General features: G+C 71.6%; 14 protein-coding genes. 2 read left to right on the plus strand and 12 right to left on the minus strand.

Annotated elements, in window-relative coordinates:
- Positions 1 to 48: 48 nt before the first annotated feature.
- The 3 genes from CCK91_RS18950 to CCK91_RS18960 are packed head-to-tail and all read right to left on the minus strand — an operon-like array spanning position 49 to position 2,698.
- Complete coding sequence (locus CCK91_RS18950; RefSeq protein WP_086475372.1) at positions 49 to 612, minus strand: hypothetical protein; 564 nt, start codon at positions 610 to 612, stop codon at positions 49 to 51.
- 57 nt (positions 613 to 669) lie between these two features.
- A complete protein-coding gene (locus CCK91_RS18955; protein ID WP_086475373.1) occupies positions 670 to 2,028 on the minus strand; it encodes a sensor histidine kinase in 1,359 nt (452 codons plus the stop codon).
- On the minus strand, positions 2,021 to 2,698 hold the full coding sequence (locus CCK91_RS18960) for a response regulator transcription factor (protein ID WP_079706060.1): 678 nt from the start codon (positions 2,696 to 2,698) through the stop codon (positions 2,021 to 2,023). Before CCK91_RS18960 ends, CCK91_RS18955 begins: the two co-directional genes overlap by 8 nt.
- 123 nt (positions 2,699 to 2,821) lie before the next feature.
- On the opposite strand from CCK91_RS18960, the gene CCK91_RS18965 reads away from it, so the two are divergent.
- Positions 2,822 to 3,007: a hypothetical protein gene (locus tag CCK91_RS18965; RefSeq protein WP_086475374.1), complete on the plus strand. Its 186-nt coding sequence runs from the start codon at positions 2,822 to 2,824 to the stop codon at positions 3,005 to 3,007.
- A gap of 6 nt (positions 3,008 to 3,013) precedes the next feature.
- On the opposite strand, the gene CCK91_RS18970 is transcribed toward CCK91_RS18965, so the two are convergent.
- Positions 3,014 to 3,478 (minus strand): carboxymuconolactone decarboxylase family protein, encoded by a 465-nt coding sequence (locus tag CCK91_RS18970; protein ID WP_079706065.1) that lies wholly within the window; start codon positions 3,476 to 3,478, stop codon positions 3,014 to 3,016.
- 89 nt (positions 3,479 to 3,567) lie between these two features.
- Positions 3,568 to 3,786, minus strand: coding sequence for a hypothetical protein (locus tag CCK91_RS18975; RefSeq protein WP_086475375.1), 219 nt, complete (start codon positions 3,784 to 3,786; stop codon positions 3,568 to 3,570).
- Positions 3,787 to 3,811: 25 nt separating this feature from the next.
- Here CCK91_RS18975 and CCK91_RS18980 point away from each other — a divergent pair, with 25 nt between their 5' ends.
- Complete coding sequence (locus tag CCK91_RS18980; protein WP_086475376.1) at positions 3,812 to 4,357, plus strand: CGNR zinc finger domain-containing protein; 546 nt, start codon at positions 3,812 to 3,814, stop codon at positions 4,355 to 4,357.
- Here the strand turns inward: CCK91_RS18980 and CCK91_RS18985 are convergent.
- The 7 genes from CCK91_RS18985 to CCK91_RS19015 all read right to left on the minus strand — a co-directional run bounded on the left by CCK91_RS18985 (position 4,346) and on the right by CCK91_RS19015 (position 12,890).
- Positions 4,346 to 5,530, minus strand: coding sequence for a sensor histidine kinase (locus CCK91_RS18985; protein ID WP_086475377.1), 1,185 nt, complete (start codon positions 5,528 to 5,530; stop codon positions 4,346 to 4,348). The genes CCK91_RS18980 and CCK91_RS18985 overlap by 12 nt on opposite strands.
- 123 nt (positions 5,531 to 5,653) lie before the next feature.
- Entirely contained in the window at positions 5,654 to 6,835 is a 1,182-nt protein-coding gene (locus tag CCK91_RS18990) for a M20 metallopeptidase family protein (RefSeq protein WP_086475378.1), read from the minus strand.
- Entirely contained in the window at positions 6,832 to 8,502 is a 1,671-nt protein-coding gene (locus tag CCK91_RS18995; RefSeq protein WP_086475379.1) for an amidohydrolase, read from the minus strand. The genes CCK91_RS18990 and CCK91_RS18995 overlap by 4 nt, the downstream gene beginning before the upstream one ends.
- On the minus strand, positions 8,502 to 9,971 hold the full coding sequence (locus CCK91_RS19000; protein ID WP_086475380.1) for an amidohydrolase: 1,470 nt from the start codon (positions 9,969 to 9,971) through the stop codon (positions 8,502 to 8,504). Before CCK91_RS19000 ends, CCK91_RS18995 begins: the two co-directional genes overlap by 1 nt.
- A complete protein-coding gene (locus tag CCK91_RS19005) occupies positions 9,968 to 10,642 on the minus strand; it encodes an FMN-binding negative transcriptional regulator (protein ID WP_086475381.1) in 675 nt (224 codons plus the stop codon). Before CCK91_RS19005 ends, CCK91_RS19000 begins: the two co-directional genes overlap by 4 nt.
- Positions 10,639 to 11,619, minus strand: a complete 981-nt coding sequence (locus tag CCK91_RS19010) for a hydroxymethylglutaryl-CoA lyase (RefSeq protein ID WP_086475382.1) — start codon at positions 11,617 to 11,619, stop codon at positions 10,639 to 10,641. The genes CCK91_RS19005 and CCK91_RS19010 overlap by 4 nt, the downstream gene beginning before the upstream one ends.
- On the minus strand, positions 11,616 to 12,890 hold the full coding sequence (locus CCK91_RS19015) for a hydroxymethylglutaryl-CoA reductase, degradative (RefSeq protein WP_086475383.1): 1,275 nt from the start codon (positions 12,888 to 12,890) through the stop codon (positions 11,616 to 11,618). The genes CCK91_RS19010 and CCK91_RS19015 overlap by 4 nt, the downstream gene beginning before the upstream one ends.
- Positions 12,891 to 12,931: the final 41 nt, after the last annotated feature.

A 12,931-nucleotide genomic window follows, 5' to 3' on the forward strand; every position in this document is an offset into this window, starting at 1 on the left:
GGGATTCCGTCCGGCCCTCGTCGTTCCGCACCCGGTGGGGTGCGTCCGTCAGTCGCGCGGGTCGAGCACGCTCGTGACGACGGCGTAGTCCGCGTCGAGCGCGACCTCGAGCTCGTCGCCGTTCTCGAGGAGGACGTCGACCTCGAACGCCTCACCCGAGTCGTCGCTGCGGTCGACGTCGGTCACGGTGCCGCCCTTCGCCTCGGCGAGCGCTGCCTTCGAGGCCGCGTCGAACTCGGTGTCGGTCAGCGGCACGTCGTCTGCGTCACGGGCGTCGCGATCATCGGTGGCCGCCGTGGTGTCACCGTCGTCGATGGCGGTGCCGCCGTCGCGGTCGGTGTTGGACGCAGCCGCGACGCGGTCGTCGTCGGCGTCTCCGAACTCGTCCACCGCGTAGGCGGCGCCGGCTCCGCCGAGGGCGAGGGCCCCGACGACGATCGCGGTGATCCACACCGGCTTCCGGCGCCAGAAGGCCGGCTTCCCGGTGGTCGTCGGGGTCGCGGGGATGGCGGTGTGATCGGTCGCCTCGACGTGCTCGACGGGCTCGATGCGCTCAGTGGCTGCGGTGGGCTGCGTGGGATCGGTGGGCTGGGAGGCGGTGTGCTCGTTCATGTGCCCCAGACTGTCCGAGGAGCGCTGAAGCGGACCTGAATCGAGCTGAAGCGGCGTTCAGGAAGCGGACGACGCCGGGAGCGTGACGATGAACGCCGCCCCGCCGAGCGCGCTGTCGACGAGTTCGATCGACCCACCGTGCAACCGCACGACGTCGGCCACGATCGCCAGGCCCAGGCCCGAACCGCCGGCGTCGCGCGAACGACTCTCGTCGAGGCGGACGAACCGTTCGAACACGTGTGCGCGGGACTCGACCGGCACACCGAGGCCGTCGTCCTCCACGGATATCCTGACGAACCGACCGTCGGTGGCGGATCCCAGTCGGACCACGGAGTGCGCATGCCGGACGGCGTTGTCGACGAGGTTCCGCACCACCCGGGCGAGCAGGACGTCGTCGCCGTCGACCCTCGCCGCCGCGACGGCCGCGGACTCGACACGCAGTCCACCGGCGGATCGGAGACGAGCAGCCTCCGCCAGCAGGAGGTCGTCGACGTCGACCGTGCGCCGCGTGGTGCCCGTTCCCCCTTCATCGAGCTTCGCGAGCAGGAGCAGCGACTCGACGAGCCCCTGCATCCTGGCACCCTCCTCGAGGGCCGTCGAGGCCAGCTCGGCCGGGTCGACCCGGTCGGGGTGGAGCGCCGCCACCTCGGCGTACTGCCTGATCACCGCGAGCGGTGAGCGGAGCTCGTGCGAGGCGTCCGACACGAACCGCCGCTGCGCCGTCTGGGCGTCCTCGAGCCGCTCGAGCATCCCGTTCATCGTCCCGGCGAGGCGGCCGATCTCGTCGCCCGTGGCGGGGACCTCGATCCGTCGGTGCAGTTCGCCAGCCCCCAGCCCGGAGACCTCGCGGCGGATCCGCTCCACCGGCGCCAGCGCACGCCCGACGAGGAGCCAGGTCAGGCCGCCGACGAGGGCGACGAGCACGGGGACAGCGATAAGCAGGAGCATCGACACGAGTCCGACGGCGTCGTCGGTCTCCTCGAGGGAGCGGCCCGCGAGGACGACCAGGTCGCGGCCGTCGACGTCGACGTCCTCACCGGCGAACACCACCGGCTCGTCGTCGATGACCGAGACGAACACGTCACCGTCCGGGATCGGCGTCGGGAGCTCGATCTCATCGTCCGTCCGGTCCACGACACGGCCGTCCTCGACGAGGACCAGGAGCCGACCGTCGTCCTCGGGCAGCGTCGTCGCGTCCGCCGCGACCAGCTGCGCCGAGGCGCTCTCCGCCTCGGCCGAGGCGCTCTGCTCGACACCGGAACGGAGCGCCGCGGAGAACAGGCCGACGAACGCCACGGAGCCGACCCCGAGGAAGAGTCCGACCGCGAGCACGGATCCCAGTGCCGCGCGGGCTCGGACCGAGCGCCACGGCCGCTGCCGGGGTGCGACCGCTCCGTGCGGCCCGGCGTCAGCCACGCCCGCCCGCCAACCGGTATCCGAACCCGCGCACCGTCTCGATCGAGGCGCGCTCGAAGGGGCGGTCCACCTTGTTGCGGAGATGCCCGACGTAGACCTCGACGATGTTGGGATCGCCCTCGAAATCGTCGTCCCAGACGTTCTGCAGGACCTCGCGCTTCGACACCACCTCGCCGCCGCGTCGCATGAGGAACTCGAGGACCGCGAACTCGCGCGAGGTCAAGTCGATCGGGACGTCTCCCCGGTGGACCTGCTTCGACGCCGGGTCGAGCCGCAGTTCGCCGACCTCGAGCACCGCCGGCCGCTCTCGCGATCCACGTCGGACGAGTGAGCGGATCCGCGCGACGAGCACCGCGAAGGAGAACGGTTTGCTCAGGAAGTCGTCGGCACCGGTGTCGAGGGCTTCGACCTGGTCCCAGTCGCCGTCCTTCGCCGTGAGCATGAGGATCGGGGTCCAGTCGCCCGCGTCGCGGAGCTGCTGGCAGACGCGGTAGCCGCTGAGGCCCGGCATCATGATGTCGAGGATGATGGCGTCGTAGCGATGCTCGCCGGCCATCCAGAGGCCGTCGACCCCGTTCGCAGCGACGTCGACCGCGAAGCCCTCCGCTTCGAGCCCTCTCCGAACGCCGTCGGCGAGTCGCACCTCATCGTCCACGACGAGTATCCGCATCCGTGCGACCTCCAGGCTCCGTGCCGGTCGACGGTCGAGCGGCGCGTCCCAGTCTGGCGCGGACAAGCTGAAGCAGTGCTGAAGCGGGACGGTCCGGCGTGGACCCCCGTCTAGGCTGGGCGCATGGGTGATGAGGACCGCCGGAAGCGAGCCGCCGAGCAGGAGGCCCGGGCACTGCGGGCGCTCGAGTCGATCAGGAACGGCGGCGATCTCGGCAAGGAGACGCTCGACCTCTCGAACGAGTACTCCGACGGGCTGGGCACCCGTGTCGCAGCGTGGTTCCGTGGTGCGAGGCGCCGGAAGGACTGACCGCCGTCAGTCCGCCTGCTCCGGGTGCACCGGGTAGTGGCTCGTGATCGAGACGCGGTTGAAGGCGTTGATGACGATCGCCAGCCACCGGACCGCGGCGATCTGACCGTTCGTGAGCGTCGACAGGTCGTCGTCCGGCAGGCGCCGGCGGTGCTGCACGTCCGCGATGAGGGTGACGTCCTCGGTGATCGCGAGTGCGGCCTGCTCCACCGGGCTGAAGTACTCGCTGTCGCGCCAGGCGGACAGGATGGCGAGGCGTTCCGTGGTCTCGCCGAGCGCGATCGCGTCAGCGACGTGGAGACGCAGGCAGTACGCGCAACCGTTGATCTGCGAGGCCCGGATCCGGATCAGCTCGATGAGCCGCTTGTCGATGCCGGCGTCGAGAGCCGCACGACCCGCGGCGCGGCCCGTCTCGACGAGCGCCTGATAGACCTCGGGTGATTCCTTGTCGAGCCAGACGTCGGCGCTCATGGGGTTCCTCTCGTCACTGGGCGGGTGCGGTCCCGCAGACCACTCCTCCAACGCTAACGCGCGCTGCGGGAGGACGTCGCCGTGCTGCGTCACCGCGGCGGGATGTCCTGGCGCGTGACCGGGACCGCCGATGCATCGTCGTGGGGTCGCAGTTCCATTCGACGACTGCCGCAGGCGGTACACCGGAGGTAGCGCAGCGACCCCTCCGAGGTGGTGTGCGCCGACTCCGTCGCCCAGGCGTGGCGGCAGGCGTCGAGGGCCTTCGGCGACGGTTCGGAGGGCTGCGGAGGTGCGTCGAGGAGGGTCATGACTCCACCATGATGTAATGGCGTTATGCATCTCAACCCTTACGGTTCGTACGCCGTCCTCCTGGCCGCGTCGCTGGCGAACGACTGGCCCGAGGACCGGGACGGCATCGTCGCCCGCACCCGCGAACACGGGATGACGATGCCCTTCACCGAGGTGGACCGTGACCACGCCCGCGTCCGCCGGGTCGTCGACGAGTGGCTGACCGTCGTCGACGCGGCAGACGATCAGGCCAGGGCGGCCGCGCTCAACCGCCAGATGGCCGCTGCGGCCGCGTTCCCGCGGCTGACGGACCACGACGGCGAGGGGTGGCACCTGCACTACCGCGACGAGCACCAGGCGCTCCCCGAGGTCCTCGCCGCGGTGATCAGCGTCGGGACCGCCCTCCACCTGACGACGAGGGGGATGCAGCGTCTCGGTCGGTGTGCCGCGGGGACCGAACCGGGGGACACCTGCCGGCGGGTCGTCGTCGACGTCACCCGCAACGGCCGTCAGCGCTACTGCTCGGTGCGGTGCGCCAACCGGTCGGGCGTCCGCAGGCACCGCGCACGTGCGGGCGGCTCAGGCCGCTGATCGGGCGTCGGGCAACAGGAACCAGACGCTCGCTCCCCCGAGCCCCGACTCGTCGATCTCGATCCGGCCACCGTGCGCCTCGACGATGCGTCGACAGGTCGAGAGGCCGATGCCGAGGCCGGCGACCTCGCTCCCCGCCGCGCGTTCCATGAGGTCGAAGACGCGCTCTCGCAGCTCCGGAGCGACACCGGGACCGTTGTCCTCGACCGCGACCAGCACCCCGGCGGAGACCCGCTCGGCCTGCACCAGCACGTGCGGGACGACTCCGGCCGCTGCGCTGAACTTCACCGCGTTCGCGATCAGGTTCTGCAGCAGCGCGCCCAGCAACGTCTCGTCGCCGTGCACCTGGAAGGGCGTGTCGACGTCGACGGTCGCGCCGGTCGAGGTGATGGTCGCGTCGAGGTCCTCGACCACCGAGGACACGAGCGGCTCGAGGTCGATCGGGACGCGTCGCGGACGGGCGCCACCGATCCGGGCGAAGTCGAGCAGGTCGGTGATCATCGCCGCCATCCGGTCGGCGGCGGACTCGGCTCGCGCGAGCGCCTTCGCCGCGTGCGGCGCGTTCGCCATCTCCGGGCTGTCGGTCGCGAGCTCGAGGAACCCGGAGACCGCCATGAGCGGGTTGCGCAGGTCGTGGCTCACCTGGCCGGCGAACTGGGCGAGCTGCTCGTTGGACTGGCCGAGCTCGTAGGTGAGACGGAGCAGCTCGAGGACGTCGACGACCTGCCTCGCGAGGAGGTCGAGGGCCTTGCCCTGTTCCGGAGTCAGCTCACGGACCCGGTCGTCGAAGATGCACAGGGTGCCGATCGGGACGCCGTCGGGGGTGACGAGCGGGCTCGACGCGTAGAAGCGGACGCTGGCGAGCTCACCGGTGACGAAGGGGTTCGCCGCGAAGCGCGGGTCCTCCCGAGCGTCCGAGACGATCGTCCGCACCTGCTGTTGGAACACGACCGCGCACATCGAGTCTTCGCGCGAGCAGCTCGCCGGTTCCAACCCGACCGCAGCGATCTGGTGCTGGAACCGGTCGTCGATGATGTTGATCACGGCGGTCGGCACGTCGCACATGGTCGCGGCGAGGTGGACGAGGCTCTCGAGGTCCGTCTCGGGCGGACGACCGACGACCTGGTACTCGGCGATCGCGGAGCGCCTCGTGATGTCCTCTGCGGTGATCACGCGCGCCCTTTCGTCGTCGGAATCCGGAACGTGTCCATGCTACCCATCCAGGGCACATGCACTGCCCCGGCTGTCGGATACGTCCGGGATGTGCCACTCGCTACCCGGACGGTCGACCGTCGCTCACGCGAGCCGGAGACGTCTCCAGGCGAGTTCGGCGAGCACCGCGGACTGTAGGTCCAGGACGCCGTCATCGAACACCGCGCGTTCGGAATGCAGGGCGACGGAGCCCTCATCGGGGGCGGCACCGACGAAGACGAGCGTGCCGGGGATCTCGTCGAGGATGTAGGCGAAGTCCTCCGACGCCATCGACGGCACCTCCTGCCGGACGACCCGGTCGGGCCCCACGAGCGCGTCGAGCGTGCTGAGGACGAACCGCGTCTCCTCCGGGTCGTTGACGGTGACGGGGTAGGACGCGATGAACGTCGACTCGAGGGTGCAGCCGTGCGCCTCGGCGATCGCGGTCAGCAGCTCAGGCAGCTGCTCACGCACCGTCTCGAGCGTCGCCTTCGACAGCGTGCGGATGTTCGCCTCCAGGCTGACGGCCGAGGCGAGCACGTTGCTGGCCTCGGAGTCGCTACTCAGCCGGGTGATGGAGATGACGGCCTGGTCGGTGGCCGGGAGCCGACGGGCCGCGAAGGTCTGCACGGCGAGGATGAGGTGTGCGGCGACCGGCACCGGATCGACGGCGAGGTGCGGGAACGCCGCGTGACCGCCCGTCCCGCGGACGGTGAGCTGCAACGCGTTGGCACTCGCCATCATCGCGCCCTCCCGCGTGACGAGCTGCCCGCGTGGGGTGCTGCAGTCGACGTGCAGCGCGTACGCCGCGACGGGTCGCTCTCCGGCGATGTCGAGCAGACCTTCCTCGAGCATGATCCGCGCGCCGGCCTGGCCCTCCTCCCCGGGCTGGAACATGAACACGACCGTGCCGGCGAGGTCGGCGCGACGGGCGACGAGCAGGCGGACGGCGCCGAGGAGACCCGCCATGTGGAGATCGTGGCCGCAGGCGTGCATGGCCCCGGAGGTCGACGCGAACGGCAGCCCGGTCGCCTCGGTGACCGGCAGACCGTCCATGTCGGCACGGAGCAGCACGGTGGGGCCGGGGGCGCCGCCCCGGAGGACGGCGACGACGGAGGAGAGCCCGGTGCCGGTCGTGATCTCCAGGCCGAGCCCCGCGAGTTCGCGCAGGATGATCCCCTGGGTCATGGGCAGGTCGAGGCCGACCTCGACCTCCTGGTGCAGCTCACGTCGGACGGCGATCAGCTCGTCGCGTATCGCGGTCGCGTCCTCCTGGAAGCCCGTCATGGGCGGACCCCCTCGTCCTGCGGCGAGCGCCGGTACACCTGCTCGCCGCGGATCCACGTCTCGGCGACCCGGACGGTGGCGATCTCGTCCGCCGGGACGGAGAAGACGTCGCGGTCGAGGACGGCGAAGCTGCCGTCGTACCCCGGGGCGATCCGACCGACGCTCTCGAGCGGCGAGAGCAGGCCGGCTCGTCCCGTGTACAGCAGGAGCGCCTGGGCGACGCTGATGGCCTCCTCGGGGACGAAGTCGGCGCCGTTGTAGGCCTGGCGTCGGACGGCGGCCTCGACGGAGAGCATGACGTCGTCGGCGCCGCTCCAGGCGGTGGCCGGGCGGTCGGAGGAGAGCGCGAGCGGCCCGATGGTGCGGAACAACCGGGCGATCGGGTAGGCGTCGGGGACCTGTTCGGCGCGGAGGGCGAGCTCGTAGCCGTCGTATTCGGCGAAGAAGAACACGGTGTGGGTGGCGATCCCGAACGTCATGCGCGCGGAGCGGAGCCGTTCGGCGTACTCCTCGCTGATGATGGTCGCGTGCTCGATGCGGACGGAGGGGATGCCGTCGAGCCAGGGCTCCTGGTCTTCGAAGAGGCTCGCGACGCGGTCGAGCGCGCGGTCACCCATGGCGTGCACGGCGAGCTGGACGCCGTTGCGGCGAGCCCAGGCGCCGGCTGCGAGGACGTCGTCGTCCTCGACGAGTCGGAGTCCGTGGTCGCAGGATTCGGGATACGGTTCGGCGACCCAGGCGGTGCGGTTCGAGTAGGCCCCGTCGAGGACGACCTTCACGCCGCCGATACGGATCCGCCCCTCGCGATCGTCCGGGGTCAGCTCGGCGAGTGGCGCGGAGGGGTCCCAGCCCGGGTAGAGGGCGACGCGGGTGCGGAGCCCCTTGGCGGCAGCGGCGCGGAAGGCGTCGAGGGGGTCGTGCAGCCGGTTGGACAGCAGGTCGCACACGGCGACGATCCCTCGCGAGGCCAGTTCCTCGCCGATCGCGACGAGCGAGGCGACCTGCTCGTCGCGTTCCGGCACCGGGATGAACCTCGCGACCGCCTCGACCGCGGCGATCTCGGTGAGGACGCCGTTCGGTTCGCCGTCCGGTCCGCGTTCGAAACGCGCCCCGGCCGGGTCGGGCGTGGTGGACGTGATGCCCGCGAGGCGGAGCGCCGCGGTGTTGCAGACGGCGGAGTGGGCGTCGCAGCGCCAGACGAGGACGGGGCGTTCGGCGGACACCGCGTCGAGGTCGGCCGTGGTCGGCATCCGACCCTCGGGGAACTTCGTGTCGTCGAACCCGCGGCCGAGCACCCAGGCGCTCGGCGAGGTCAGCGCCGCCTGATGCTCTCGCAGCCGCTCCACGAGTCCGTCGATCGAGACCACTGACGGCGGGAAGCACTCGGCGGCCACGGCGGTGGCGGCCATGAGCGCCGGGTGGGTGTGGCTGTCGATGAGGCCGGGGAGCACGGTGCGTCCGCCGAGGTCGACCGCGGGTTCCCCCGCGACCGCGGACGCCTCCCCCACCCAGTCGAAGCGGCCGTCGACGATGCGGAACGCGGAGGCGAAGCCCGTCTCGTCGGTGCCGGTGAACACCCGGGCGTTCGTGAAGAGCTGCGAGTGAGTCGGCGTCGCGGTGTCGGTCTGCGTCATGGTGGGGGTCTCCGTCTCGGTCTCAGCTGCCATCAGATCGCGCGCCAGGTGAAGCGACCGCCGAGCAGGGTCGCGGCGACCGGCATCGACCGCAGCCGCTCGGTGTCGGCATCGAACGGGTCGAGGTCCGTGATGACGAGGTCGGCGGGTTGACCGACCGCGATCGAGGTGCGGATGCTCGCGGCCAGGGCCACGTCCAGCGGGAGCCGTTGCTCGGGGTGCCAGGCGTCGCGCCCGTCGCGACTCCGGCTCGTCGCGGAGGCGATCGCCTGCCACGGGTCGAGTGGCGAGACCGGAGCATCCGAGCCGAGTCGGAGGCCGACGCCTGCGCGGTGCAGGGATCCGAACGCGAAGGCGCGACCCGTGCGGCCGCTCCAGTGGCGGTCGGCGACGTCCCGGTCGTCCATCGCGTGCTCGGGCTGCACGCTCGCGATGAGCCCGAGGCTCGCGAACCGGGCGAAGTCCTGCTCGCGCACGAGCTGGGCGTGCTCGATGACGCCGCGCATCCCGAGCGCTTCGAAGGTGTCGAGGACCTCGGTGTTGGCTCGGTCGCCGATCGCGTGGACGGCCGCCTCGATCCCGGCGCCCCTCGCTCGTTCCAGCAGTCGGCGGAGCTCGTCGACCGAGACGCTCTCGACACCGCAGGCGTGCGTACTCGACGGGTCGACGCCCGGATACGGGTCCCAGCACCAGGCGGTCCTCGTGTTCAGGGAACCGTCGACGACCACCTTGAGTCGACCCATGGTGAGGAGTCCCGCCGGGTCGATCGCGTCGCCGGTCCGGAGTCCCGCCGCGATGACGGACTCCAGTCGGTCGGGCCACGCGGCGGCCTCGATCCGCAGGCTCGTCGCGCCGTTCGCGATGCGCTCGGACCACTCGCCGAGGTTGTCGGTGTTCTCAAACTCGACGACCCCGACGACACCGCGTCGGGCTGCCGCGTCGGCGGCGTCCCGGTAGGCGTGTGCGGCGAGCCCCGAGTGCTGGTCGATCCGCTGCAGTGCCTCGATCCACGGCGCCTCGGCGACGACACCGCTCGCGTCCAGGTCCAGGCCGAGTCGTCGCGCGGCGCGCGTGTTCATCCAGGCGCAGTGGAGGTCGCCGCTGACGAGGACGACGGGTACGTCCGATTCGGTGGCCTCCAGCGCGGCGAGCGTCGCCGGCTGCGCCCACAGGCCGTCGCGGAACCCGTACCCCATGAGGAACCCGTCAGTGAGGGGTGCATCGGTGTCGACCGCGCGACGGACGGCCGCGAGGACGTCGGCCGCGCTGGCGGTCTCCGTCAGGTCGATCCGTCGCCGCTGGATCACCCACTGGGTCATATGGACGTGGGCGTCCCAGAGCCCCGGTCCGATCGTGCGTCCGGCGACGTCCACGACCTCGCCGGACGCCGGGGCCGTCCCGGCCGGTCGGATCTCGGCGATCCGACCGTCGCGGACGAGGATGTCGACGGGCTCGCTGCCGGAGGGTCGCGCGTTCCGGAGCGTGAGGTCGGTCGCGGTCACCGTGCCGGTGTCCCGTCGTCGGTGGTCGGCGCAGCTGTCCCCGTGTCGAGCCCGTGGAGGGCAGCCATGCGGGCGGCGAGGGGCACGTTCTGGTACGGACCCGGCTCCCCGAGCGCCGTGACCACCCGTTCGACGACCTCGGCCGGCTTGTCCTGGCTCATCTTCTCCTTGGCCTCGAACCGGGTCACGCGCAGGCGGAATCCGACCGTCCCATGGACGATGCGTGCCGCGTACTCGCTGTTCGCGATCGTCCCGTTCATGAGGTACGGCTCGGGCAGCACACGCTCGAAGTGGGCGACGAGGCGGTCGAGCACCTGCAGGTTCTCCTCGTCCGAGAGCAGTTCGGGCACCCCGTACAGGTGCGCGACCGCGAAGTTCCAGGTGGGGACGGCCGGCGACGTGTCGTACCAGCTCGGCGACACGTACCCCTGGGGGCCGTAGACGATCACCATGGCCTCGTGCTGACCGAGCTCGTGCAGTCGCTCATCCGGCCGCCCGACGTGGCTGAGGAGCACGATCCCGTCCTCGTCTTCCTCGAGCAGGACCGGATAGTGCGAGGAGACGAGCCCACGACCGGGGACGAAGCTGACGACCGTCGCCCAGGGGTGCTCGCGCACGAGTGCGCGGACCGCTTCGACGTCGCCCTGGACGTACTCGGTGGTGTGCCTCATCTGCCGCCTCCTGCGGTGCTCGGGGTGTCGACCGCGGACGCTGCGGCCGCCAGGGCCGTCGCCACGTTCGAGGGGGCTGCGACGCCCCGGACGCGCGCCAACCAGGCGGTCGTCGCAGCGAGGGCCCCGAGGTCGAGCCCGGTCTCGATCCCGAGCCCGTGGAGCATCCACACGAGGTCCTCGGTTGCGAGGTTACCGGTGGCGCCCTTCGCGTACGGGCAGCGACCCAGGCCACCCACGGAGGAGTCGAACTCGGCGACGCCCAGCGAGAGCGCCGCGTACACGTTGGCGAGTCCCTGCCCGTAGGTGTCGTGCAGATGCAGCGCGACCGCCTCGACCGGGATCCCGGCGGCGAGCACGTCCCGGACGACCCAGGTCGTGAGCCCGGGCGTCCCCACCCCGATCGTGTCGCTGACGGCGACCGTCGAACACCCGGCGCGGTACAGCCGCACGGCTGCTTCGACGACCGTCGCCGGATCGACCGCACCCTCCCAGGGGTCCCCGAACGCCATCGACACGTAGCCGCGCACCGGCACGCCCTCCGCGGTCGCGGCGGCGACGACCTCCTCGGCCCGTTCGACGGCCCCCTCGCGCGAGGTGTTGAGATTGGCCCTGGCGAACGACTCCGACGCGCTCACGACCACGGACACCTCCCGGACACCCGCGTCGATCGCCCGATGCAGGCCGCGCAGGTTCGGCACGAGGCCGACCGCCCGTGCACCCGTCGGCACGTCGAGGCCCGCGACGAGCCGTTCCGCATCTGCGAACTGCGGGATCCAGGTGGCCGGCACGAAACTCGTCACCTCGAGGTCCCGCGACCCCGCTTCGTACAGGCGCCGACAGAGCTCCGCCTTCACCGCCGTGGGCAGGATGTCCGTCTCGGCCTGCAGCCCGTCGCGCGGCGCCACCTCGTAGACGCGCACCCGCGTCGGGAGACCGTCGACCGGTTCCATCCGGGGCTGCGGAAGGCCGCTCATGCCGACGTCGCCCGGAGCTCGTCGAGCACCTCGCGCGCGTACTCGACCCGGATCCGACGGTCGGCGACGATCCTCGCCGCGACCGCCCCGATCTCATCCACGGTCGCACCGGCGCTCGCCGCGATCGTCCGGGCGTGCAGGGTCATGTGGCCGCGCTGGATGCCCTCGGCGGCGAGCGCCCGACACGCGGCCAGGTTCTGGGCGAGGCCCACCGAGGCGATGACGGCCGCGAGTTCCCGGGCCGTCTCGACGCCGAGGAGGGTCACGCCCGCCTGCGCCGTCGGATGCGCCTTCGTCGCTCCACCGACGAGCCCGACGGCCAGCGGGACCTCGATCGTGCCGACGAGGTTCCCGTCGGCGTCCTGCTCGAACTGCGACAGCGCCGAATAGCGACCGGACCGGGCCGCGTGGGAGTGGCAGCCGGCCTCGACCGCCCGGGTGTCGTTGCCCGTGGCGAGGACGACGGCTGTGATGCCGTTCATGATGCCCTTGTTGTGCGTGGCCGCCCGGTAGGGATCGGCCTCGGCGAACGCGCTGGCGGCGACGATGTCGGCGACGACCTGCGGACCACCGAGGAGGTCGGCGTCGAACACCGCCCTGGCGCGGGTGATGCGCTGATCGGCCTTGTTGGTGAGGATCCGCAGGAGGGTCCGCGATCCGGCGATCTCGGCGATGCGGGGCGCGATCGCCTCAGCCATCGTGTTCACGGCGTTCGCACCCATGGCGTCGCGGACGTCGACGTGGAGGTGGACGATGACCTGCGTCCCCACGCGCGTCGGCAGGATCCGGACGTCGATGTCTCGGGCGCCACCGCCGAAGGAGACGAGGATCGGGTCGAGCTCGTTCGCGAGGGCGAGCAGTTCGTCTCTGGCCTCGAGGACGCGGAGCCGCGTGGCGTGCGGGTCGACGGCGTCGAGGATCTGGATCTGCGCGATCATGACGTCGCCCGACGACGACGTCCGGAAGCCGCCGTGCACGCGTGCGATGCGGGCGGCGTTGGATGCCGCGGCGACGACGCTCGGCTCCTCGGTCGCCATGGGGACGAGTCGGTCCTCGCCGTCGATGGTGAAGTTCGTCGCGACGCCCACCGGGACGGCGATGACGCCGACGACGTTCTCCACGAGGTGGTCCGCCTGGGCGATCGACAGGCCGGCGTCGGGTCGCAGTGCGGCGAGCGCCTCCGCCGCGATCCCGGCCCCCTCGGCGACGAGGTCGAGCCGCTCGTCCGGCGTGTGGTCGCGCAGCCCCTGGACTCGGCTGTTTCTCGGCATGGGTCGCCCTTCGGTACAGGCAGACACCGGATCCTCGGTGC

Origin of the sequence: Plantibacter elymi (nom. nud.) (genome assembly GCF_900177795.1) — a bacterium.
Classification (GTDB): Bacteria; Actinomycetota; Actinomycetes; order Actinomycetales; family Microbacteriaceae; genus Plantibacter; species Plantibacter elymi.

Coding starts and splice junctions, on each gene's coding strand:
- CCK91_RS18950 (WP_086475372.1), bottom strand. CDS start 612: ATGAACGAGCACACCGCCTCCCAGCCCACCGATCCCACGCAGCCCACC.
- CCK91_RS18960 (WP_079706060.1), bottom strand. CDS start 2,698: ATGCGGATACTCGTCGTGGACGATGAGGTGCGACTCGCCGACGGCGTT.
- CCK91_RS18965 (WP_086475374.1), top strand. CDS start 2,822: ATGGGTGATGAGGACCGCCGGAAGCGAGCCGCCGAGCAGGAGGCCCGG.
- CCK91_RS18970 (WP_079706065.1), bottom strand. CDS start 3,478: ATGAGCGCCGACGTCTGGCTCGACAAGGAATCACCCGAGGTCTATCAG.
- CCK91_RS18975 (WP_086475375.1), bottom strand. CDS start 3,786: ATGACCCTCCTCGACGCACCTCCGCAGCCCTCCGAACCGTCGCCGAAG.
- CCK91_RS18980 (WP_086475376.1), top strand. CDS start 3,812: ATGCATCTCAACCCTTACGGTTCGTACGCCGTCCTCCTGGCCGCGTCG.
- CCK91_RS18990 (WP_086475378.1), bottom strand. CDS start 6,835: ATGACGGGCTTCCAGGAGGACGCGACCGCGATACGCGACGAGCTGATC.
- CCK91_RS18995 (WP_086475379.1), bottom strand. CDS start 8,502: ATGGCAGCTGAGACCGAGACGGAGACCCCCACCATGACGCAGACCGAC.
- CCK91_RS19005 (WP_086475381.1), bottom strand. CDS start 10,642: ATGAGGCACACCACCGAGTACGTCCAGGGCGACGTCGAAGCGGTCCGC.
- CCK91_RS19010 (WP_086475382.1), bottom strand. CDS start 11,619: ATGAGCGGCCTTCCGCAGCCCCGGATGGAACCGGTCGACGGTCTCCCG.
- CCK91_RS19015 (WP_086475383.1), bottom strand. CDS start 12,890: ATGCCGAGAAACAGCCGAGTCCAGGGGCTGCGCGACCACACGCCGGAC.